We start from the raw sequence: 22,318 nt of genomic DNA on the forward strand, positions 1-22,318 counted from the left end.
ACCCTGCCCGCGTGCGCCCCGAGGCGCTGCCCGACCGGGGGGCAGGACATGAGGAAGGACAAGCGACGTGCGCGTACTCGTCGTCGAGGACGAGCAACTGCTCGCCGATGCGGTGGCCACCGGACTGCGCCGGGAGGCCATGGCCGTCGACGTCGTGTACGACGGTGCGGCCGCCCTGGAGCGCATCGGCGTCAACGACTACGACGTGGTCGTGCTCGACCGCGACCTCCCGCTCGTGCACGGCGACGACGTATGCCGCAAGGTCGTCGAGCTCGGCATGCCCACGCGGGTGCTGATGCTCACGGCGTCCGGCGACGTCAGCGACCGCGTCGAGGGCCTGGAGATCGGCGCCGACGACTACCTGCCCAAGCCCTTCGCCTTCAGCGAGCTGATCGCCCGCGTGCGTGCCCTGGGACGGCGTACCAGCGTGCCGCTGCCGCCCGTCCTGGAGCGTGCCGGGATCAAGCTCGACCCCAACCGCCGCGAGGTCTTCCGCGACGGCAAGGAGGTCCAGCTGGCGCCGAAGGAGTTCGCCGTGCTGGAGGTGCTCATGCGCAGCGAGGGCGCGGTGGTCTCCGCGGAGCAGCTGCTGGAGAAGGCGTGGGACGAGAACACGGACCCGTTCACCAACGTGGTGCGGGTGACCGTGATGACCCTGCGCCGCAAGCTGGGGGAGCCGCCGGTCATCGTGACCGTGCCCGGCTCCGGATACCGGATCTGATGAACGATGGCCGCCACACCCGCGCCCCCCACGGCGCCCCCCAAGCCCACCTGGGACCCGAGGAAGGCCGACCCGCCCTTCCCGTGGCTGCGTCCCACCATCCGCATACGTCTCACGCTGCTGTACGGCGGCATGTTCCTGATCGCCGGGATCCTGCTGCTGTCGATCATCTACCTGCTGGCCGCCCAGGCGCTCCATGACGGTGGCGGCGGCCAGTCCTTCCAGGTGACCGGCACCAACATCGACATCAGCAGCCAGACCTGTCCGCAGCTGGACAGCGCGACCACCAACGGCCAGCTCAACGACATGCTCAAGCAGTGCAACGCGGTCCAGCGGCAGCACGCGCTCGACGATCTGCTGAGCCGTTCCCTGGGCGCGCTCCTGGGCCTCGCGATCATCGCCTTCGCCTTCGGCTACGCCATGGCCGGCCGTGTCCTGTCGCCGCTGGGCCGGATCACCCGCACGGCCCGCGCGGTGGCCGGCTCGGACCTCTCCCGCCGTATCGAGCTGGACGGCCCGGACGACGAGCTGAAGGAGCTGGCCGACACCTTCGACGACATGCTGGAGCGGCTCCAGCGGGCGTTCACCGCGCAGCAGCGCTTCGTGGGCAACGCCTCCCACGAGCTGCGCACCCCGCTGGCGATCAACCGCACGCTCCTGGAGGTGCATCTCTCCGATCCGGGGGCGCCGGTGGAGCTGCAGCAGCTCGGCAAGACGCTCCTGGCCACCAACGAGCGCAGCGAGCAGCTCGTGGAGGGCCTGCTGCTGCTCGCCCGCAGCGACAACCAGATCGTGGAGCGCAAGCCCGTGGACCTCGCCGAGGTCGCCACCCAGGCCATCGACCAGGTGCACGGCGAGGCGGAGGCCAAGGGCGTGGTGATCCGCGGCGAGCGCCGTCAGGCGGTGGTCCAGGGCAACGGCGTGCTGCTGGAGCGGATCGCGCTGAACCTGGTGCAGAACGCCGTGCGGTACAACGTCCCCGAGGACGGCTGGGTCGAGGTCACCACCGACGTGCAGCACGGTCAGGCGGTCCTGGTGGTGTCCAACACCGGTCCGGTGGTGCCGGCGTACGAGATCGACAATCTCTTCGAGCCGTTCCGGCGGCTGCGCACCGAACGCACGGGCAGCGACAAGGGCGTCGGACTCGGTCTGTCGATCGTGCGATCGGTCGCGCGGGCGCACGGCGGGCACATCTACGCACAGCCGCGCGAAGGGGGAGGGCTCGTGATGCGCGTCACCCTTCCGATCTGAGATCATGCCCCCGACACAACGGGGTGTTCGCTTTGAGCCGAATTTTCGGGGCGCCACTCCGGCTTCCCCGTGTGTGATCGATCACAAGGGCGATTTCCCGGCCATCCACTCTCCGTGATCATGGATGCCTGTGAATCGTCGGGAAAGTCCCGGTTTTCGGGGGCCCTGATCACGGGAAGTACACGGTGAGGTGCCTTTGATGTGCGGCATCCCGACCGTGTACGGTCCCCATCGCCATCCAAGCCGATCACTCGTGAGGAGTCCGGTTGGGTGTCGATTGAGTAACAGACCTTGATGTGAGGCAAAATCTCCGCCTCAGGTCGGGCACAAGTCCGGCCTCTCACGCGTTACGTGCGCTGGAGACACCGCATACACCCAGAGGGGGAGAGCGACACATGGCAACCGACTACGACACACCACGCAAGACCGATGACGACGTCGATTCGGACAGCTTGGAAGAGCTGAAGGCCCGGCGGAACGACAAGTCCGCCTCGGCCGTGGACGTCGACGAGTTCGAGGCCGCCGAAGGCCTGGAACTGCCCGGCGCGGACCTCTCGAACGAGGAGCTGGCCGTCCGGGTTCTGCCCAAGCAGCAGGACGAGTTCACCTGCATGAGCTGCTTCCTGGTCCACCACCGCAGCCAGCTGGCCCGCGAGAAGAACGGCCAGCCGATCTGCCGCGACTGCGACTGAGGCGGGGTCGGCCGTGACTGGCTCGACCCCTCCGCGGAAGCGCCGCTTCTTCACCAGGGGAGCGGACCAAGGGCCCCAGCAGGGCCCGCAGCACGACACGCGTGAACCAGAGCGGGGCTCAACCGGTACCGGGGCGGCCTCGCTCGAAGCGGCAGCCGGCCGGGGTGACCTCCCGGCGTCCCCGGGGGTCACCGCGCCCGTGGCGCACCGGCGGGCCGCCGCGTTCCGTGAGAAGGCCCGGGAAGGCGCCCGCAAGGGCGGTGCGCGCGCCCGCGCGGGGCTGGCGCACCTCGCGGACCGGATCATCGAGATCGCCCCTCGTGTGCCCGTACGCGACCTCGAGACCCTGCGCCGGCAGTTCCCCGGGCACGGTCCCGAGGAGCTCGCGGACAAGCTCGTCGCCGGTGCCGCGAAGGCCACGGCGACGGTCGGGGCCGGCGTCGGCGCGGCCGCCATGATGCCCGTGCCGCCCGCGATGCCGACGGAGCTGGCCGCCGAGATCACCGGCGTCGCCGCGATCGAGCTGAAGCTGATCGCCGAACTCCACGAGGTCTACGGCGTACGGCCGGCCGGCGGGCTCAGCCGGCGCAGCACCGTCTACCTGAACTCCTGGTCGGAGGAGCGCGGCGTCGAGGCGACCAGACCCTCGACCGTGAGCGCCGCCCTGAACACCCGCATGAAGCGCGAACTGCGCCAGCGGATCATGAAGCGGACGGTCCGCAATCTGCCGAACCTCATGCCCTTCCTGGTGGGTGCCGCCGTGGGCGCCGTGATGAACCGCCGGGACACCACGAAGCTCGCCACCCGCATCCGGGACGACCTGCGGAGAATCCAGGTGCCCTGGGACGCCCTGCCGGAGCTTCCCGCCCTGGAGCGCCCAGCGAACGTCCTTCCCGAGGACTCCCTCCCCGAGGACGCCCTCAAGGAGCTGGGCGGCCACCCGAGGAAGGGCGACGGGCGCCAAGCCCCGTGAGACGCCCGCCGGGGCGGCCGTCTCCCGTCCGTGCTCCCGGCCCTACGCGGCCTCCGCCGCGTCCCTGGCCGCCCGCAGCGCCTGCGCCAGCCGCTCCGGCTCACGCGTCGACAGGAAGAGGTACGGAGTCGGGTCCGCCGGGTCCGTGACGTCCACCCGCAGCGCGCCGGGGATGTAGGACCGCAGCAGCATGAAGGAGCGCGGGTCGGCCTTGTACGTGCGCCAGGCCCGGGCCTCCTCGGCGTCCAGGATCTCCGCGTCGCCCAGCGCCGCCACCGGGATCTTCGCCTCGCCCGCGATCAGATGACCGCCCACGACCCGGATGCGCACCGAGCCGTAGGAACTGGCCACGACGGCCGCCGCGGCGGTGCCGCCGGCCAGCCCGCCCAGCATGGGCAGCGTGCCGAACGGCAACAGGATCAGCGCGAAGGAGACACCCACCAGGAAGGAGATCAGCCACCAGGAGCGGGGCGCGGTGAGGCGTTCTTCGTACGGGGTGGCGGAGAGCTGCATGAATCCAAGCTTGGCACGGTGTCGGAACGACACCGACGCGCGGGTAAGGTCTGCGCCTGTGAGTGGTACTTCCGCAGCTCTTCAGCCCCCGGCCGACGCCGTGAAACCGGTGCGCCACCCCGACGCCCCCGCACCCGGCGAGCCCCTCGGCGCGCACTACGGCCAGTGCTTCGGCTGCGGCGGAGAACAGCCCCACGGGCTGCATCTCGAGGCCCGCGCGGGCGAAGGCGTGTCGATCACCGCCGAGTTCACGGTGCAGGCCGCCCACCAGGGCGCCCCCGGACTCGCGCACGGCGGGGTGCTCGCCACCGCCCTGGACGAGGCGCTCGGCTCGCTCAACTGGCTGCTGCGCACGATCGCGGTGACCGGCAGGCTGGAGACCGACTTCGTCCAGCCGGTGCCGGTCGGCACCGTGCTGCACCTGGAGGCCGAGGTCACCGCGGTGGCCGGACGGAAGATCTACTGCACCGCCACCGGACGGATCGGCGGCCCCGGGGGGCCGGTCGCGGTCCGTGCCGACGCCCTCTTCATCGAGGTCAAGGTCGACCACTTCATCGACCACGGCCGCGAGGAGGAGATCCAGGCCGCGATGAGCGACCCCGACCAGGTCCGGCGGGCCCGCGCCTTCGAGGTGAACCCGTGAGCGGGCCCCGCTCCGGCGCGCTCGAGGTGCTGATCAGGCGCGTCGACCCCGACGTACCGCTTCCGGCGTACGAGCACCCCGGCGACGCGGGGGCCGATCTGCGGACCACCGAGGCCTGCGAACTCGCTCCGGGCGAGCGGGCCGTACTGCCCACCGGGGTGTCTGTGGCGCTGCCCGAGGGGTACGCGGCCTTCGTGCACCCGCGATCCGGTCTTGCCGCCCGCTGCGGCGTCGCCCTGGTGAATGCCCCGGGGACGGTTGATGCCGGGTACCGTGGGGAGATCAAGGTGATCGTGGTGAATCTCGACCCGCGCGGGACGGTGCGGTTCGAGCGCTTCGACCGGATTGCCCAACTGGTCGTCCAGCAGGTCGAGAGGGTCCGCTTCGTGCCGGTCGCGGAGCTTCCCGCCTCGGCGCGGGCCGAGGGGGGCTTCGGGTCCACCGGCGGCCATGCGGCGGTGGAAGGTAAGAGCGGCACAAGCGTTCAGGCCGCCACGGGCGGTACAGCGGGTGGGAATCGATACGCTTCGGTCGTATCCGACCGGGAAGGACAGTGACGTGTTCGGACGTCGCAAGAAGAAGGATGCCGCCGACGGTGCGGCCGGCGAGGCCGAGCAGGTCGTCGACGGTGTCGACGCTGAGGCGGACCAGGAGGCCGAGCGGCTGAGGCTCGAGCCGGCGCCGCGGCCCGACGGGCCCTGGGACAGCACCGAGGTAGGTGAGCCCGGCGAGGGCCGGGTCGATCTGGGCGGCCTGTTCGTGCCCGGAGTCGACGGCATGGAGCTGCGGGTGGAGGTCGCGGGCGACGCGATCGTCGCGGCCACCGTCGTGCTGCGCGACAGCGCCATCCAGCTGCAGGCCTTCGCCGCGCCCAAGCGCGAGGGCATCTGGGGCGAGGTGCGCGAGGAGATCGCCTCCGGCATCACCCAGCAGGGCGGCATCATCGACGAGGTCGAGGGCCCGCTGGGCTGGGAGCTGCGGGCCCAGGTGCCGGTGCAGCTGCCGGACGGCACGGGCGGCTTCCAGGTCGTGCGGTTCGTCGGTGTGGACGGGCCCCGCTGGTTCCTGCGCGGGGTGATCTCCGGGCAGGGGGCGGTGCAGCCGCAGGCGGCCGGGCTGCTGGAGCAGATCTTCCGGGACACGGTGGTGGTGCGCGGGGAGGGGCCGATGGCCCCGCGTGACCCGATCGTGCTGGAGCTGCCCAACGACGCGCAGATGGTGCCCGAGAACGTGCAGCAGGAGGAGGGCGGGTCACGGTTCGCCGGTGGCATGGGCCAGCTGCAGCGTGGGCCGGAGATCACCGAGGTGCGCTGAGCGGGCGCGCTGCTTCAAGGGGCCGCACCCTGGAAGGGGGCGGCCCCTTGGCGTACCCGGGGGAGGGGTCGCGCTGACCGGCGCTCGCGGGGTGCCGTCGCGCCCACCCGTGCCGCCCCAGCGGCACGACTGCCCGCGGATCGCGGAGGCGGGGCGGGGAAGGGTGGGCGTTGATTGGTGGGGGGTGGGCGGGGATACTGGCGGGCGGTTCACGGGGGAGGGGAGTCGGATGAGTCGGGTGATCACCGAGACCATGGTGCGCGTCGAGGACGTGCACAAGTCCTACGGCACCGGAGCCGCCGCGGTGCACGCGCTGCGCGGTGTCTCCTTCGAGGTCCCGCGGGGCGAACTCGTCGCCCTCAAGGGCCGTTCCGGATCCGGCAAGACCACCCTGCTGAACATCGTCGGCGGCCTCGACGCCCCCGACCGGGGGCGGGTCGCCGTCGACGGACGCGACCTCGCCGCCCTCGACGAGGACGGGCTGCTCGCCCTGCGCCGGGACCACGTCGGCTTCGTCTTCCAGTCCTTCGGACTCATCCCCATCCTCTCCGCGGCCGAGAACGTCGGCGTCCCGCTGCGGCTGCGCCGCGCCGACCCGCGCGAGCGCGAGGAACGCGTCGGCCTGCTGCTGTCCCTGGTCGGCCTCGCCGACCACGCGGCCCAGCGGCCCGGCGAGATGTCCGGCGGCCAGCAGCAGCGGGTCGCCATCGCCCGCGCCCTCGCCAACAGCCCCGCCCTCCTCATCGCCGACGAGCCGACCGGCCAGCTGGACGCCGAGACCGGCCACGCCGTGATGGAACTGCTCCGCGCGGTCGTCCGCAGCGAGCACGTCACCGCCCTGGTCGCCACGCACGACACCACCCTGCTCGACCTCGCCGATCGCGTCCTGGAGCTGAGCGACGGCGAGATCACCGAGCACTGACCTCCCCGTCCGGCGCGTCAGAGTTCCGTCAAGGAGCCGCCGCGCACCCGCCCGGCGTCCTCCCGCCGCAGATGACGGCCGTATGGTCGAACCGCGTGACAAGGGTGACCGGAAGACAATGAGGCCATGGGACGCGGCAAGCTTCGGATCCATCTCGGCGCGGCGCCGGGCGTCGGCAAGACGTACGCGATGCTCTCCGAGGCCCACCGGCGGGCCGAACGCGGCACCGACTGCGTGGTGGCCTTCGCCGAACCGCACGGCCGGCCCAGAACCGAGGCCCTGCTGCGGGGACTGGAGCTGATCCCGCACCGGGAGACCGGCCGGACCGGTCACGCGGGGACCGTCGCGCCCGAGATGGACCTCGACGCCGTCCTCGCCCGCCGCCCCGAAGTGGCCGTGGTCGACGAGCTCGCCCACATCAACGCGCCAGGCTCCCGCAACGCCAGGCGCTGGCAGGACGTGGAGGAGCTGCTGGCCGCCGGGATCGACGTGCTCTCGACCGTCAACATCCAGCACCTGGAGTCGCTGGGAGACGTCGTCGAGTCGATCACCGGCGTACGGGAGCGGGAGACCGTGCCGGACGAGGTGGTGCGGCGGGCCGACCAGGTCGAACTGGTCGACATGACGCCCGAGGCGCTGCGCCGCCGCATGGCGCACGGCAACATCTACCAGCCGGACATGGTCGACGCCGCCCTGTCGAACTACTTCCGCCCCGGCAACCTCACCGCGCTCCGGGAGCTGGCGCTGCTGTGGGTGGCCGACCGGGTCGACGAGCACCTCCAGCGCTACCGCAGCGAGCACGAGGTCTCCGCCATATGGGGTTCGCGCGAGCGGATCGTGGTCGGCCTGACCGGCGGGCCCGAGGGCCGCACCCTGCTGCGCCGGGCGGCCCGGCTGGCCGAGAAGGGCGCCGGCGGAGAGCTGCTCGCCGTCTACATCTCCCGCAGCGACGGCCTCACCGCCGCCTCCCCGCGGGAACTGGTCGAACAGCGCACCCTGGTGGAGAACCTCGGCGGCACCTTCCACCACGTCGTCGGCGACGACATCCCGGCGGCGCTGCTGGCGTTCGCCCGCGGGGCCAACGCCACCCAGATCGTGCTCGGCTCCTCCCGCCGCCCGGCCTGGCAGTACGTCTTCGGCCCCGGCGTCGGCGCGACCGTCGCCCGGGACTCCGGGCCCGACCTGGACGTGCACATCGTCACCCACGAGGAGGTCGCCAAGGGGCGCGGACTGCCCGGCGCCCGCGGCGCCCGGCTGGGGCGGTCCCGGCTGGCCTGGGGCTGGGCCGTCGGCGTGGCCGGCCCCGCGGGGGTGGCGCTGCTGCTCAGCACGGTGGACCTCGGTCTCGCCAACGACATGCTGCTGTTCCTGGCGCTGACGGTGGCGGCGGCCCTGCTCGGCGGGCTCTGGCCGGCGCTGGCCTCCGCGGCGGCCGGCTCCCTGCTGCTGAACTACTTCTACACCCCGCCCCTGCACACCTGGACCATCTCCGATCCCAAGAACATCGTCGCCATCGTGATCTTCGTCGCGGTCGGCGCCGCGGTGGCGTCCGTGGTCGACCTCGCGGCCCGGCGCACCCACCAGGCGGCCCGGCTGCGCGCCGAGTCGGAGATCCTCTCCTTCCTGGCCGGCAACGTGCTGCGCGGGGAGACCGGCCTGGAGGACCTGCTGGAGCGGGTCCGGGAGACCTTCGGCATGGAGTCCGCCGCCCTCCTCGAACGCGCCGGCGACGTGGAGCCCTGGACCTGTGCGGGCCGGGCGGGCCGGGGGCACCCGGTCGAACGGCCCGAGGACGCGGACGTGGAGGTCCCGGTCGGCGACCACATGGCGCTGGCGCTCAACGGCCGGGTGCCGCCCGCCGAGGACCGCCGGGTCCTGGCCGCGTTCGCCGCGCAGGCCGCCGTCGTCCTGGACCGCCGCAGGCTGCGCGAGCAGGCCGACCGGGCGCTCGCCCTCGCCGAGGGCAACCGCATCCGCACCGCCCTGCTCGCCGCCGTCAGCCACGACCTGCGCACCCCGCTGGCCGGGATCAAGGCCGCCGTCTCCTCGCTGCGCTCCGAGGACGTCGAGTGGTCGCCCGAGGACCGGGCCGAGCTGCTGGAGGGCATCGAGGACGGCGCCGACCGGCTGGACCACCTGGTGGGCAACCTGCTGGACATGTCCCGGCTGCACACCGGCACCGTCACCCCGCTGATCCGGGAGATCGACCTGGACGAGGTGGTGCCGATGGCGGTCGGCGGGGTGCCCGAGGGCAGTGTCGCGCTCGACATCCCCGAGGCCCTGCCGATGGTCGCCGTGGACCCGGGCCTGCTGGAGCGGGCGATGGCCAACGTGATCGAGAACGCCGTCAAGTACAGCCCCGCCGGCCTGCCCGTCCTGGTCGCCGCCAGCGCCCTCGCCGACCGGGTGGAGGTGCGGGTGGTGGACCGCGGACCCGGCGTCCCCGACGAGGCCAAGGACCGCATCTTCGAGCCCTTCCAGCGGCACGGTGACGCCCCGCGCGGGGCAGGCGTCGGTCTCGGCCTGGCGGTCGCCCGGGGCTTCGCCGAGGCCATGGGCGGCATCCTGAACGCGGAGGACACCCCCGGCGGCGGCCTCACGATGGCCCTCACCTTGCGTGCCGCGGGAGCGCGGCCGCAGACGCCCCAGGCCCCAGCGGCCGCGGAACCCGAAAGGCAGCCCTCATGACCCGTGTGCTGGTGGTCGACGACGATCCGGCCATCGTGCGCGCCCTCGTGATCAACCTCAAGGCACGCTCGTACGAGGTCGACTCGGCCCAGGACGGCGCCGGCGCCCTGCGCACGGCGGGCGCCCGCCATCCCGACGTGGTCGTCCTCGACCTCGGCCTGCCCGACATGGACGGCGTCGAGGTGATCAGGGAACTGCGCGGCTGGACCCGGGTGCCGATCCTGGTGCTGTCCGCCCGGCACGCCTCCGACGAGAAGGTCCAGGCGCTGGACGCGGGCGCCGACGACTACGTGACCAAGCCCTTCGGCATGGACGAACTGCTGGCCAGGCTGCGGGCCGCGGTGCGCCGCGCGGAGCCGCCGGGGGACGGCGCGGACATGGTGGTGGAGACCGCCGGGTTCACCGTCGACCTGGCCGCGAAGAAGGTCAACCGCGGCGGCAAGGACGTACGGCTGACACCCACCGAGTGGCACCTGCTGGAGGTGCTGGTGCGGGGCGGCGGCCGGCTGGTGGCGCAGAAGCAGCTGCTGCGTGAGGTGTGGGGGCCGTCGTACGGCACGGAGACGAACTACCTGCGCGTGTACATGGCGCAGCTGCGGCGGAAACTGGAGGCGGATCCGTCCCATCCGAAGCACCTGATCACCGAGCCGGGAATGGGTTACCGCTTCGAGAAGTAGGCCGGGGCGGCGGGGGGTACGTAACCGTCAGTGCACCCCGGTACGCTTCAGATATGAGTGCTGTTCCTCGATCCGAGAAGCCGGCAGGCCGGTTCCGGCGCATGCTCGACCGGCTCTCCTCGTCTCAGGAGGACCTGGAGTCCGAGGAGCTGCGTGAGGACGCCGAGACGGCCGGCTGTACGCGGATAGGCGACTGCCGTGACCGGCAGATCGTCACGGTTACTGGTACCTTGCGCACGGTCACGCTGCGGCCGCGCGCGGGCGTCCCGGCCCTGGAGGCCGAGCTGTTCGACGGTTCCGCCGCACTCGACGTGGTGTGGCTCGGCAGGCGCTCCATCGTGGGGATCGAACCGGGGCGCAGGCTGATCGCATCGGGCCGGATCTCGATGAGCCGGGGCCGCCGGGTGCTGTTCAATCCGAAATACGAACTGAGACCCCTCGGACGGGAGTAGCCGGTGACGTCGCTCGACAAGCCGACAACCGAAGACACATCCGCGGACGACGCCAAGGCGGTGACCGAGGCCGCCCTGTTCGAGGCGTTCGGCGGAGTGCGGGGCATGGTCGAGACGGTGCTGCCCGGACTCCTCTTCGTCAGCATCTACACGATCAACAAGGACCTGCACATGTCGGCGATCGCGGCGCTCGCCGTGTCGCTGGTGATGGTCGTGGTCCGGCTGGCCAGGAAGGACACCGTCAAGCACGCCTTCAGCGGTGTCTTCGGCGTGGCGTTCGGTGTGGTCTTCGCGATGATGACCGGCAACGCCAAGGACTTCTACCTGCCGGGCATGCTCTACACCCTGGGTCTGGCCCTGGCGTACATCGTCACGGCGATGGCGGGCGTCCCGCTGATCGGTCTGATGCTGGGCCCCGTCTTCAAGGAGAACCTCTCCTGGCGCACCCGCAACCCCGGCCGGAAGAAGGCGTACACCAAGGCCAGCTGGGCCTGGGGGCTGATCCTGCTCGGCAAGAGCGCGATCCTCTTCCCGCTGTACTGGTGGGCGGACACCACCCAGCTGGGCTGGGTGCTGATCGCGCTGAAGATCCCGCCGTTCCTGCTCGCGGTGTATCTGACGTGGGTCTTCCTGGCGAAGGCGCCGCCGCCGATCGACGTGTTCGCCGAAATGGAGGCGGAGGAGCGGGCGGAGGAGGAGCGCAAGGCTGCGGCCGAGTAGGCGCGCCTTGGCTTCCGGGGGCTGCCGTCCCCGGGCCCCCGCTTCGGCCCTGAAGGGGCCTCGTCCTCAAACGCCGGACGGGCTGACAGGGGGCGCCCGTGATCGTTGGGCGCCCCCTGTTCCTACATCTCCTTGCGGACGGAGAGCAGGTCCTCCAGTTGTTCCTCGCGGGCCTGGGCGGCGACGAAGAGGAGTTCGTCGCCCGCCTCCAGGGAGTCCTCCCTGGTCGGCGTCAGGACGCGGGTGCCGCGGATGATGGTGACCAGCGAGGTGTCCTGCGGCCACTGGACGTCCCCGACCTGGGTGCCGGCCAGCGCCGACTCCTCGGGCAGGGTCAGCTCGACCAGGTTGGCGTCGCCGTGGCTGAAGCGCAGCAGCCGGACCAGGTCGCCGACGCTCACCGCCTCCTCCACCAGGGCCGACATCAGCCGCGGGGTGGAGACGGCGACGTCCACGCCCCAGGACTCGTTGAACAGCCACTCGTTCTTCGGGTTGTTCACCCGGGCGACGACGCGCGGAACGCCGTACTCGGTCTTCGCGAGCAGCGAGACCACCAGGTTGACCTTGTCGTCGCCGGTGGCGGCGATGACGACGTTGCAGCGCTGGAGCGCCGCCTCGTCCAGGGAGGTGATCTCGCAGGCGTCGGCGAGCAGCCACTCCGCCTGCGGCACCCGCTCCACCGAGATGGCGGTCGGCGCCTTGTCGATCAGCAGGACCTCGTGGCCGTTCTCCAGCAGCTCGCCCGCGATCGAGCGGCCGACCGCGCCGGCTCCGGCAATGGCGACCCTCATCAGTGACCGCCCTCCTCTTCGGGACCCTTGGCGAACGCCGCCTCGACCCGGTCGATCTCGTCGCTGCGCATCATCACATGCACCAGGTCCCCCTCCTGCAGCACCGTCTGCGAGCTGGGCAGGATCGCCTCGCCGAGCCGGGTCAGGAAGGCCACGCGCACACCGGTCTCGTCCTGCAGCCTGCTGATCCGGTGGCCCACCCAGGCCGTGGAGGTGTGCACCTCGGCGAGCTGGACCCCGCCGGTGGGGTCGCGCCACAGCGGCTCGGCGCCCGAGGGGAGCAGCCGGCGCAGCATCTGGTCGGCCGTCCAGCGGACGGTCGCCACGGTGGGGATGCCCAGGCGCTGGTAGACCTCCGCGCGGCGGGGGTCGTAGATGCGGGCGGCGACGTTCTCGATGCCGAACATCTCGCGGGCCACCCGCGCGGCGATGATGTTGGAGTTGTCGCCGCTGGAGACGGCGGCGAAGGCCCCCGCGTCCTCGATGCCCGCCTCACGCAGGGTGTCCTGGTCGAAGCCGATCCCGGTGACCCGGCGGCCGCTGAACGAGGAGCCCAGCCGGCGGAACGCGGTGGGGTCCTGGTCGATCACGGCGACCGTGTGCCCCTGTTCCTCCAGGGTCTGAGCCAGGGCGGAACCCACCCTTCCGCAGCCCATGATGACAATATGCATCGCGTCACACCGCGCTTCCTGCAGGCCGTTCGACCTTCATGACCTTCGTGCTCATGTCTCTCTTTCGGCTCGCCAGGCAAACAACGCGGCCTGAATGCGGGCCGCCAGGCAACATCATGCCGGGGGAACGCGGCGCCGACGCCCTCCGGGGTCCGGCCGTCACCTTCGCGCGCCGGGTCCCACGCATCCGCACCGTCCGGGCACGCCCGACGCCCGGACAAGGAGAGGAACCGCCATGACCGCCGAGATCGACGTCCTCGTCCTGGGAGGCGCGGGCGTGGACACGATCGTGCACGTGCCCGAGCTGCCCGTGCCACTCGCCGACAGCCACATGATCCAGCCGGGCATCGTCACCCGCGCGGGACAGAGCGGCGACTTCGTCGCCCTCGGCACCAGCGCCCTCGGTCTGCGCACCCACCACCTCGACCTGATCGGCGACGACCACGAGGGCGACCTCGTCCGCGCCCTGCACCGGGACCACGGCATCGCGCTCACCGCCGTACCGGGGCCGTGCGGCACCAAGCGGGCCGTCAATCTCGTCGGCCCCGACGGCAGACGGCTCTCCCTGTACGACGCGACCCGCTGGGCGGAGACGGACCGGCTGCCCGAGGAGACCGTGCGGGGCCTCGCCGCCCGCAGCCGGCACGCCCATGTCGTCATCACCCAGCCGTGCGCCCAGGCCCTGCCCGTGCTGCGGGAGGCCGGCGTGACGATCTCGACCGACCTGCACGACTGGGACGGCGTCAATCCCTACCACGAGGCCTTCGCCCTCGCGGCGGACGTCGTCTTCGTCTCCGCCGCCGCCCTCACCGACCCCGGGGCCGCCCTGCGCGCGATCGTCGCACGCGGCCGGGCCGAGGTCGCCGTCGCCACCGCGGGCGCCGAGGGCGCGTACCTGCTGGCCGACGGCGAGCTGACACACGTCCCCGCGGCCGAGCCCCCGGCGCCGGTCGTGGACTCCAACGGCGCCGGTGACGCCTTCGCGGCCGCCTTCCTGCACGGCCTGCTAGGCGGCGAACCGCCCCTGCGCTGCGCCCGGCTCGGGGCGGTGGCGGGGGCGTACGCCTGCACGGTGCCCTCGACCCGGGTGGCCGCCATCGGACCGGAGGAGCTGCTCGCCGGAGCGGCGGCGACGCTCAGCGGCGCGTGAAACTCCGCACGCTCGCCACGGTGAGGATGCCGAGGCCGACGAGGGAGGCCACCGCGCCGATCAGTTCTGCGGTCGTGTGCACGGGACCTCCACGGAGCCGTCGGGGAAGGGGAATCCAGGGGTGCAGTCATACAGGCATGGAACTCCCCCGGCCTGCCCGGTCCGCACCCCGGCCGCCCGCCGATTTCACCCGGAGGGCAGAGCCCGTATGGATGGCGTATGGATGTGGGGTGGTGGTTGGCCCGCCCCTCGCCGGAAGGCTTACGATCCTCTGCTGTGTCCAAATTGACCGACGTGCCCAAACGGATCCTGATCGGGCGCGCACTGCGCAGTGACCGGCTCGGCGAAACGCTCCTGCCGAAGCGTGTCGCGCTGCCCGTGTTCGCCTCCGACCCGCTCTCCTCCGTGGCGTACGCCCCCGGCGAGGTGCTGCTGGTCCTGTCCATCGCGGGCCTGTCGGCGTACCACTTCAGCCCCTGGATCGCCCTCGCGGTCGTCGTGCTGATGTTCACCGTGGTCGCCTCCTACCGCCAGAACGTCCGCGAGTACCCCAGCGGCGGCGGCGACTACGAGGTGGCCACCACCAACCTCGGCCCCAGGGCCGGCCTCACCGTCGCGAGCGCCCTGCTCGTCGACTACGTCCTCACCGTCGCCGTGTCGATCTCCTCCGGCATCGAGAACCTCGGCTCCGCGGTCCCCTTCGTCGTCGAGAACAAGGTGGCCTGCGCGATCGGCGTGATCGTGCTGCTGACCCTGATGAACCTGCGCGGGGTGAAGGAGTCGGGCACCTTCTTCGCGATCCCCACCTACGTCTTCGTCACGGGCGTCTGCCTCATGATCGCCTGGGGCGCGTTCCGCGGCATCGTGCTCGGCGACGACATGCGGGCGCCGACCGCGGACTACGAGATCAAACCCGAGCACCCGGGCCTGGCCGGCTTCGCCCTGGTCTTCCTGCTGCTGCGCGCCTTCTCCTCCGGCTGCGCCGCGCTCACCGGTGTCGAGGCGATCTCCAACGGCGTACCGGCCTTCCGCAAGCCCAAGTCGCGCAACGCGGCGACCACCCTCGCCATGATGGGCCTGCTCGCCGTCACCATGTTCTGCGGCATCATCGGGCTGGCCATGGCCACCGACGTCCGTATGGCCGAGAACCCCGCCACCGACCTGATCCACAACGGCGTCCCGCTCGGCGCGGGCTACGTCCAGGACCCGGTGATCTCCCAGGTCGCCGAGGCCGTCTTCGGCCACGGCAGCCTCCTGTTCATGGTCCTCGCCGCCGCCACCGCGCTGGTGCTGTTCCTCGCCGCGAACACCGCGTACAACGGCTTCCCGCTGCTGGGCTCGATCCTCGCCCAGGACCGCTACCTCCCCCGCCAGCTGCACACCCGCGGCGACCGCCTCGCCTTCTCCAACGGCATCGTGCTGCTCGCCGGCGCCGCCGGACTGCTGGTCTGGATCTACGGCGCCGACTCCACACGGCTGATCCAGCTGTACATCGTCGGCGTGTTCGTGTCCTTCACGCTCAGCCAGACCGGCATGGTCCGCCACTGGAACCGGCTGCTGGCCACCGAGAAGGACCAGGCCAAGCGCCGCCACATGGTCCGCTCGCGGGCCATCAACACCTTCGGCGCCTTCTTCACCGGCCTGGTCCTGGTCGTCGTCCTCGTCACCAAGTTCAGCCACGGCGCCTGGGTCGCGCTGCTCGGCATGTGCATCTTCTACGCGACGATGACGGCGATCCGCAGGCACTACGACCGGGTCGCCGAGGAGATCGCGGCCCCCGAGACCCCGGACGACGGCACGGTGCGGCCCTCCCGCGTCCACTCGGTAGTCCTGATCTCCAAGATCCACCGGCCCACGCTGCGCGCGCTCGCCTACGCCCGGCTGCTGCGCTCCGACACCCTGGAGGCGCTCAGCGTCAACGTGGACCCGGCCGAGACCAGGGCACTGCGCGAGGAGTGGGAACGGCGCGGCATCGAGGTGCCCCTCAAGGTGCTCGACTCCCCGTACCGGGAGGTCACCCGCCCGGTGATCGAGTACGTCAAGGGACTGCGCAAGGAGTCGCCGCGCGACGTGGTCTCCGTGATCATCCCCGAGTACGTGGTCGGCCACTGGTACGAGCACCTGCTGCACAACCAGAGCGCGCTGCGGCTCAAGGGCCGGCTGCTGTTCACACCGGGAGTCATGGTGACCTCGGTGCCGTACCAGCTGGAATCCTCCGAGGCCGCCAAGAGGCGGGCCCGCAGACGGCAGGACTGGTCCGCTCCCGGCTCGGTGCGCCGGGGCCCGAAGGAGCGGTCGAGGGACTCCTCCCCGCACACGTAGACTGGTGGGCTGTTGTCACGGGCCGCAGGGCCCGTCCCGCCCGTACCCGATGTTGTGGAGTCACCCCGCCATGCAGGCAGAACCGAGGAAATCACTGGTGGGGGAGGAGTACGAGGTCGAGATCGGCCCCGTCGCCCACGGCGGCCACTGCATCGCCCGTACGTCGGAGGGCCAGGTCCTCTTCGTCCGCCACGCGCTGCCCGGTGAACGGGTCGTCGCGCAGGTCACCGAGGGCGAGGAGGGGGCCCGCTTCCTGCGCGCGGACGCGGTGCGGGTGCTGGACGCCTCCAAGGACCGCATCGACGCCCCCTGTCCGTTCGCTGGCCCCGGCCGCTGCGGCGGCTGCGACTGGCAGCACGCCAAGCCGGGCGCGCAGCGCCGCATGAAGGGCGAGGTCGTCGCCGAGCAGCTGCAGCGGCTCGCCGGACTCACCCCCGAGGAGGCCGGCTGGGACGGCACGGTGATGCCCGCCGAGGGCGACAAGGTCCCCGCGGGCCAGGTCCCGGCGTGGCGCACACGCGTGCAGTACGCCGTCACCGCCGACGGCCGCGCGGGACTGCGCCGGCACCGGTCGCACGAGGTCGAGCCGATCGACCACTGCATGATCGCCGCGGAGGGTGTCAGCGAGCTGGGCATCGAGAAGCGGGACTGGACGGGCATGGACTCGGTCGAGGCGATCGCCGCGACCGGCTCCCAGGACCGGCAGGTCGTGCTGACCCCGAAGCCCGGCGCCCGGCTCCCCCTGGTCGAACTGGACCGCCCCGTCTCGGTCATGCGCGTCGACGAGCGCTCCGGCCAGCTGCACCGCGTCCACGGCCGCCCCTTCGTCCGCGAACGCGCCGACGGCCGCACCCACCGGGTCGCCGGCGGCGGCTTCTGGCAGGTCCACCCGAAGGCCGCCGACACCCTGGTCACCGCCGTCATGCAGGGCCTGCTGCCCCGCAAGGGCGAGATGGCCCTCGACCTGTACTGCGGCGTCGGCCTCTTCGCGGGCGCGCTGGCCGACCGGGTCGGCGAGACGGGCGCGGTGCTCGGCATCGAGTCCGGCAAGCGCGCGGTGGAGGACGCCCGCCACAACCTCGCGGACTTCCCCCGCGTCCGCATCGAGCAGGGCAAGGTCGACTCGGTCCTGCCCCGCACCGGCATCACCGACGTCGACCTCGTCGTCCTCGACCCGCCGCGGGCCGGCGCCGGCCGCAAGACGGTGGAGCACCTGTCGTCCCTGGGCGCCCGCAGGATCGCCTACGTGGCCTGCGACCCGGCGGCGCTCGCGCGTGACCTGGCGTACTTCCGGGACGGCGGGTACCGAGTGCGGACGCTGCGGGTGTTCGACCTGTTCCCGATGACTGCGCACGTTGAGTGCGTGGCGATTTTGGAGCCCGCCGCAAAGGGGCTCTGACCTGCATTTTTCTTGGCTGGATCAGGAGCGGCCTGTTGCGCTCGACCTGTTCTCCAAAGCGCACGACGTAGAGCTTGCGGACCGCTCGTGAAAGCCGCCTGACCTGGCGTTGCACGAGCGGTGCCGCGATGTCGGCGTGGTCGGCCCTTCTCCTGGCGCGAAGGGAAACCGAAGGTCTTGACGCTCGGGTGACGCTATTTCTGAAGGGTCGTCACCGACTGGGGAGGCAGGGCCCTGCCTCTCGCGCCCGATGAAGCAGGTTCTCTCTGCTCCAGGTAATCGTCGAGGGTGCCCTGACGGATCAGGTAGACGGTCAGGGACCGCAGGGTGCAGGGCGTCGACGCCCAGGTCGAGGATCATCAGGGCGCTGTCATTGGTGATGGCGAAGGCGCCGATCACACCGTCGACGGAACAGGTTGCGTTCAGGAGTCTGTGCGGGCGCCGCACCGGCACGGTCTGGAAGCTCGGCTCCGACCGCAGCTCGCCACCAGTCCGAGAGGAGCCGATACTGTCCGTTGCCGGGTGACCCTTCGTGCAAGCGTTGCTGCCCCCGCTCGGCAGACCGGGGCAGCAACGCTTGCACGATCGGCCGGTACTCAACGGGATCGTGTGGAGTTTCGGACCGGAACGGCTTGGCAGGACGTGCCCGAGCGGTACGACTCCTGGGCCACATTGCACACCCGCTTCCGTCGATGGGTGAAAGGCGGCACCTTTCAGTGAAAGGGGGTTCCGCCCCCCCGGGACCTTGCGCCCACCGTCGCCGACCGGCTGATGAACCGGCTCCGCGCTCCCGCCACCAACCTGACCCGACGTGAGACCGAAGTCCTCTCACCGATCGCCGACGGACTGTCCGACCAGGCCATCGGCGCACGCCTCCACTTGACCGAAGGCACCGTCGATATCACCTGGCCTGCATCTATGCCAACCTCGGAACCGACTCGCGCACCGCCGCTGTGGCCACTGTCACCGCCATCGACGACCTCGGGCTCATCCGCCGCTGAACAGTATGTGGTGGGCGGTGTTTCCGTTCTCCACGACTTCAGCGGCGTCCGGAGTTGTGGTGCTGGCTGGGCTTGGTGCCCGCTCCTCTGAACCCATGTGAACGCCCACGGCCAGTTCGAGCCGGACACGCCCCCCGGACCTGGCCTCCGCCGCGGCCAGAATGCCCGGCCCCTGCACCTGGTCTGCCTACCTGTACAGGCGAGGGCGGTCCCTCGGAGCCACTGCCTGTAACTCCGAGGGGCCGCCCTTGGCCGACTCGGCGGTCACCGCGGACGCGGTGCGGTCAGGAGGCACCGTCTGCGTCATCAGGCGCGGCTCGGCCGAGCGAGTTATTCCGGCACCCGTGGGACCAGAAATGTCAGCCCTGCGTGACCGCTTCGAAGACCGTGACGCGGTTGTCGTCGGAGAGCGAGTGGGTGGGGTCGGCGTGCGCGGCGCGGAATGCCTCCGACGAGGTGTAGGCGGTGAATGCGGCGTCGTCCTCGAAGTTGAGGACGGCCAGGTAGCCGTGTGCGCCCTTGCGGGGACGCAGCAGCCGTGCGTTGCGCAGCCCCGGCACGTTGGAAAGGGTGGCGCGCATGCCGGCGGTGCAGTTGTTCTCGAACGCGCCCTGGGCGGGCGCGGCGACGGTGAACTCGGTGACGGCGGTGATCATTTCTGTCTTCTCTCGGTTGTTGGTGTGATGTCGGTGGCTGTCCCGCCCGGCCGGGGCCCGCACGGCGATGGCGGTGATGTGCACCGCGTGTCCGATCGAGTTCCGTTGCGGGGTGCGGTTACTGGGCTGGAGTTGGGCTCGGGTCCGCGGTCGGCTGAGGGAGCCTGCCTGTGCGGCGGGCCCAGATTTCGAACGCGATAGTCATGAACGGGGGTACGGCGGCCAGCAGGGCGAAGATCGTGGTCCGGCCCAGCCGCCACTTCAGCCGGATCGCGACCAGGACGGTCAGGGACACGTAGACGATGAAGGCGGCGCCGTGGAGGGTGCCGAAGATCCGTACGCCGAGTTCGGTGGTTTCGGGGATGTACTTGAGGTACATCCCGGCCAGCAGACCTGCCCACGTGCACGCTTCGATGATCGCGATCCAGGTGAACGCGCGCAGCAGACGGCTGGTGCCGGTTTCGGCAGCCCGTGCGGCCGGCGCGTCGGCGGAAGGCGGTTCGGAGGTGGGCGTGGAGGGTGTCTGCGGGGTGCCTGGGCGTGCGGGCCACAGGGCGCGGTTGCCGAGCAGGCGGACGATGGCGGGGACCAGGAGCGGGCGGATGAGGAAGGTGTCCAGCAGGATGCCGAAGGCCATGGCGAAGCCGAACTGGAACAGTTCGCGGATCGGCTGGGTCATCAGGACGGCGAAGGTCGCCGCGAGGATGAGGCCCGCGGAGGAGATGACGCCGCCGGTGCGTGTCAGGGCGGCGGTGATCGCCTTCGCTGGGGGCTGGGTGCGCAGTTCCTGCTTGAACCGGCTCATGATGAAGATGTTGTAGTCGACGCCGAGCGCGACGAGGAAGACGAAGATGTACGCGGTGACGCGGTTGCCGATGCCGTCGTCACCGAGGACGGTCACGGTGAAGAAGGTGGTGGCGCCCAGGGTGGCCAGGAACGACAGGATCAGGGTCGCGACCAGGTAGAGCGGGGCAAGGAGCGAGCGGAGCAGCAGGACGAGGACCGCGGTGACGAGAGCTAGGACCAGCAGCACGATGAGGGTCGTGTCGCGGTCGAGGGCGGAGCGGATGTCGGCGTTCTGCGCGGTCTCGCCGTCGATGAGCACCGTTGCGTCCTGGACGCCGGCGGCCTGGGCTGCGGATTGTGTGGCCTGCTTGAGGGGGCCGATCGCGTCGAGTGCCTTGGAGCTGTAGGGGTCGAGGTCGAGGATGACGTCGTAGAAGACGGTCTTGCCGTCCTTGCCCATGCGGGGGTCTGCGACACGGCTGACGTGATCGGTGTCGGTGAGCGCGGTGGCGATGTCGGCGGGTGCGGGGCTGGAGCGCAGGTTGTCCTGGGAATGGACGACGACGGTACTGGGGGCGATCTCGCCGGGCCCGAATTCCTCCCGAATGAAGTGCTGTCCGTGCTCCGACTCGGTGGCGGCGCGGAAGCCGCTGAGGGTGTTGAAGCTCTCCTGGTAGCCGAGCAGTCCCGCGCTCAGCACCACCAGGAGTGCGATCACGGCCGAGGCCACCTTGACGGGGGCCCGTGCGACCAGGGCGGCGATGCGGTGCCAGACGCCTGCGCCGCGACTGCGTTCGGCGGCCTTGTCCACGCCCCCGGGCCAGAAGACGCCCCTGCCCAGCAGGAGGACCAGGGCGGGGATCAAGGTGAACGCCACCAGCGCCATGACGGCCACGCCCAGAGCGAGGTACGGTCCGAAGCCGTGAAGTGCCGGGGAGACGGCCACGAGCAGGGCAAACATGGCGAGCACGATGGTCGAGGCGCTGGCGAGGACGGACTCGGCGGTGCGGCGCACGGCGGCCTGCATCGCGCGGGCGCGGTCTGGCTCGTCGAGCAGGGTCTCGCGGTAGCGGGCGGTGATGATCAGCGCGTAGTCCGTGCCCACCCCGAACAGCAGCACGGTCATGATCGAGGCGGTCTGGGAGCTGACCGTGATGACTCCGGCGTCCGCGAGAATCGCGCCGAGCGTCTCCGCCACGCGCATAGCCACGCCCACGGCAAGAAGCGGCACGAGCGCCATCAGGGGCGAGCGGTAGATCGCCAGCAGGATGATCAGGACGAGCACGACGGTGGCCAGCAGCAGGACTTTGTCACCGCCGCTGAAGACCTTCACGGTGTCGGTGGCGATCCCGGCGGGGCCGGTCACCGCGACGTCGGCGGGCCCGGCCCGGTCGGACGCGAGGGCACGCACCTCGTCGACCGCATTCTGGAAGGACTCGTCCGAGGGGCTGCCCTCCATGGGCACGATGACCAGCTGAGCACCGCGGTCCTGCGAGACCAACTCGGCCGCAGCGTTGGGAGCGGTCACCGTGGAGACCACGCTCACGACATGGTCGGGTCGGCTGGTTCCGGAAAGGGCCGAGGTGATGGCGGCGACCGATTGCGTGGCGCTCTTCGCGGCGTCGGTGCCCTTGCCGCGGACCACGATGATCGCCGGCGTCGCGTCCTGGCCCGGAAGCTGGGCGCGGACGAGATCACGGGCCTTCATGGAGTCCGAGGCGGCGGGCGGCAGGTTGGCGGACGCGTTGTCCTCGACGGATTCCAGGGTCGGGGCGACCCCGGCGAGGAGGCCCGCGATCAGGACCCAGAAGGCCACCACCACGGCGGCGCGCTTCTTCGATCCCAGGAGACATCGCAGCAGAGCGGGGGAGTTCATCGGTTGCATCGGGCAGCCTTCGGCAGGAAGTACGGACAGAACTTAGCGACAGGGTGTCTCTAAGTTGCGTCAAGCTAACACGCCCCCTCGGCCTCTCGGG

Annotated in this window: 21 protein-coding genes and 2 pseudogenes; 17 read left to right on the forward strand and 6 right to left on the reverse strand. The window is 71.2% G+C overall.

Annotated features, from left to right (window positions below; all coding sequences use genetic code 11):
• Positions 1-67: 67 nt before the first annotated feature.
• The 4 genes from CNQ36_RS29355 (at position 68) to CNQ36_RS29370 (ending at position 3,637) form a co-directional block, all read left to right on the forward strand.
• On the forward strand, positions 68-721 hold the full coding sequence (locus tag CNQ36_RS29355; protein ID WP_004924460.1) for a response regulator transcription factor: 654 nt from the start codon (positions 68-70) through the stop codon (positions 719-721).
• Between the two features lie 6 nt (positions 722-727).
• Complete coding sequence (locus CNQ36_RS29360; RefSeq protein ID WP_004924456.1) at positions 728-1,972, forward strand: sensor histidine kinase; 1,245 nt, start codon at positions 728-730, stop codon at positions 1,970-1,972.
• A 395-nt stretch (positions 1,973-2,367) separates the two neighbouring features.
• Positions 2,368-2,664 (forward strand): DUF4193 domain-containing protein, encoded by a 297-nt coding sequence (locus CNQ36_RS29365; RefSeq protein ID WP_003993510.1) that lies wholly within the window; start codon positions 2,368-2,370, stop codon positions 2,662-2,664.
• A gap of 13 nt (positions 2,665-2,677) precedes the next feature.
• Positions 2,678-3,637, forward strand: a complete 960-nt coding sequence (locus CNQ36_RS29370; protein ID WP_121548187.1) for a hypothetical protein — start codon at positions 2,678-2,680, stop codon at positions 3,635-3,637.
• A 42-nt stretch (positions 3,638-3,679) separates the two neighbouring features.
• On the opposite strand, the gene CNQ36_RS29375 is transcribed toward CNQ36_RS29370, so the two are convergent.
• Positions 3,680-4,150, reverse strand: a complete 471-nt coding sequence (locus CNQ36_RS29375; RefSeq protein ID WP_121548188.1) for a DUF3093 domain-containing protein — start codon at positions 4,148-4,150, stop codon at positions 3,680-3,682.
• A 58-nt stretch (positions 4,151-4,208) separates the two neighbouring features.
• On the opposite strand from CNQ36_RS29375, the gene CNQ36_RS29380 reads away from it, so the two are divergent.
• The 8 genes from CNQ36_RS29380 to CNQ36_RS29415 all read left to right on the forward strand — a co-directional run bounded on the left by CNQ36_RS29380 (position 4,209) and on the right by CNQ36_RS29415 (position 11,566).
• A complete protein-coding gene (locus tag CNQ36_RS29380) occupies positions 4,209-4,793 on the forward strand; it encodes a PaaI family thioesterase (RefSeq protein ID WP_121548189.1) in 585 nt (194 codons plus the stop codon).
• Positions 4,790-5,350 (forward strand): dUTP diphosphatase, encoded by a 561-nt coding sequence (gene dut / locus CNQ36_RS29385; RefSeq protein WP_004924431.1) that lies wholly within the window; start codon positions 4,790-4,792, stop codon positions 5,348-5,350. Before CNQ36_RS29380 ends, dut begins: the two co-directional genes overlap by 4 nt.
• A 1-nt stretch (position 5,351) precedes the next feature.
• On the forward strand, positions 5,352-6,107 hold the full coding sequence (locus tag CNQ36_RS29390; RefSeq protein WP_004924428.1) for a DUF3710 domain-containing protein: 756 nt from the start codon (positions 5,352-5,354) through the stop codon (positions 6,105-6,107).
• Positions 6,108-6,336: 229 nt separating this feature from the next.
• Positions 6,337-7,029, forward strand: coding sequence for an ABC transporter ATP-binding protein (locus CNQ36_RS29395; RefSeq protein ID WP_121548190.1), 693 nt, complete (start codon positions 6,337-6,339; stop codon positions 7,027-7,029).
• A gap of 126 nt (positions 7,030-7,155) precedes the next feature.
• Complete coding sequence (locus CNQ36_RS29400) at positions 7,156-9,717, forward strand: sensor histidine kinase (RefSeq protein WP_121548191.1); 2,562 nt, start codon at positions 7,156-7,158, stop codon at positions 9,715-9,717.
• Positions 9,714-10,394, forward strand: a complete 681-nt coding sequence (locus CNQ36_RS29405; protein ID WP_121548192.1) for a response regulator — start codon at positions 9,714-9,716, stop codon at positions 10,392-10,394. Before CNQ36_RS29400 ends, CNQ36_RS29405 begins: the two co-directional genes overlap by 4 nt.
• Positions 10,395-10,447: 53 nt before the next feature.
• Positions 10,448-10,846, forward strand: a complete 399-nt coding sequence (locus CNQ36_RS29410) for an OB-fold nucleic acid binding domain-containing protein (protein WP_004924415.1) — start codon at positions 10,448-10,450, stop codon at positions 10,844-10,846.
• 3 nt (positions 10,847-10,849) lie between these two features.
• Positions 10,850-11,566, forward strand: a complete 717-nt coding sequence (locus CNQ36_RS29415) for a DUF3159 domain-containing protein (RefSeq protein WP_004924412.1) — start codon at positions 10,850-10,852, stop codon at positions 11,564-11,566.
• Positions 11,567-11,688: 122 nt separating this feature from the next.
• Here the strand turns inward: CNQ36_RS29415 and CNQ36_RS29420 are convergent, their stop codons facing one another.
• Both CNQ36_RS29420 and CNQ36_RS29425 read right to left on the reverse strand, forming a co-directional pair.
• Positions 11,689-12,357, reverse strand: a complete 669-nt coding sequence (locus CNQ36_RS29420) for a potassium channel family protein (protein ID WP_040906014.1) — start codon at positions 12,355-12,357, stop codon at positions 11,689-11,691.
• Positions 12,357-13,028, reverse strand: coding sequence for a potassium channel family protein (locus CNQ36_RS29425; protein WP_121548193.1), 672 nt, complete (start codon positions 13,026-13,028; stop codon positions 12,357-12,359). Before CNQ36_RS29425 ends, CNQ36_RS29420 begins: the two co-directional genes overlap by 1 nt.
• Positions 13,029-13,263: 235 nt before the next feature.
• Between CNQ36_RS29425 and CNQ36_RS29430 the strand changes: the two genes are divergently transcribed.
• The 3 genes from CNQ36_RS29430 to CNQ36_RS29440 all read left to right on the forward strand — a co-directional run bounded on the left by CNQ36_RS29430 (position 13,264) and on the right by CNQ36_RS29440 (position 17,899).
• A complete protein-coding gene (locus tag CNQ36_RS29430; RefSeq protein WP_121548194.1) occupies positions 13,264-14,178 on the forward strand; it encodes an adenosine kinase in 915 nt (304 codons plus the stop codon).
• A gap of 276 nt (positions 14,179-14,454) precedes the next feature.
• Positions 14,455-16,500 (forward strand): APC family permease, encoded by a 2,046-nt coding sequence (locus tag CNQ36_RS29435; RefSeq protein WP_121548195.1) that lies wholly within the window; start codon positions 14,455-14,457, stop codon positions 16,498-16,500.
• A gap of 70 nt (positions 16,501-16,570) precedes the next feature.
• Positions 16,571-17,899, forward strand: coding sequence for a class I SAM-dependent RNA methyltransferase (locus CNQ36_RS29440; RefSeq protein WP_121548196.1), 1,329 nt, complete (start codon positions 16,571-16,573; stop codon positions 17,897-17,899).
• A 272-nt stretch (positions 17,900-18,171) separates the two neighbouring features.
• Here CNQ36_RS29440 and CNQ36_RS35405 read toward each other — a convergent pair.
• Positions 18,172-18,328, reverse strand: a pseudogene (locus tag CNQ36_RS35405) (DUF475 domain-containing protein); the annotation flags it as partial.
• Between the two features lie 180 nt (positions 18,329-18,508).
• On the opposite strand from CNQ36_RS35405, the gene CNQ36_RS35410 reads away from it, so the two are divergent.
• On the forward strand, positions 18,509-18,619 hold the full coding sequence (locus CNQ36_RS35410) for a transposase (protein WP_163013389.1): 111 nt from the start codon (positions 18,509-18,511) through the stop codon (positions 18,617-18,619).
• 24 nt (positions 18,620-18,643) lie between these two features.
• Positions 18,644-18,900, forward strand: a pseudogene (locus CNQ36_RS29450) (LuxR C-terminal-related transcriptional regulator); the annotation flags it as partial.
• A 359-nt stretch (positions 18,901-19,259) separates the two neighbouring features.
• Here CNQ36_RS29450 and CNQ36_RS29455 read toward each other — a convergent pair.
• Together CNQ36_RS29455 and CNQ36_RS29460 are read right to left on the reverse strand one after the other, a co-directional pair.
• On the reverse strand, positions 19,260-19,556 hold the full coding sequence (locus CNQ36_RS29455) for an antibiotic biosynthesis monooxygenase family protein (RefSeq protein ID WP_228313099.1): 297 nt from the start codon (positions 19,554-19,556) through the stop codon (positions 19,260-19,262).
• A 118-nt stretch (positions 19,557-19,674) separates the two neighbouring features.
• Positions 19,675-22,218 carry an MMPL family transporter gene (locus CNQ36_RS29460; protein WP_121548198.1) on the reverse strand — a complete coding sequence of 848 codons (2,544 nt, stop codon included), beginning with the start codon at positions 22,216-22,218 and terminating at the stop codon, positions 19,675-19,677.
• Positions 22,219-22,318: the final 100 nt, after the last annotated feature.

This window comes from Streptomyces fungicidicus (genome assembly GCF_003665435.1).
GTDB classification, from domain to species: domain Bacteria; phylum Actinomycetota; class Actinomycetes; order Streptomycetales; family Streptomycetaceae; genus Streptomyces; species Streptomyces fungicidicus.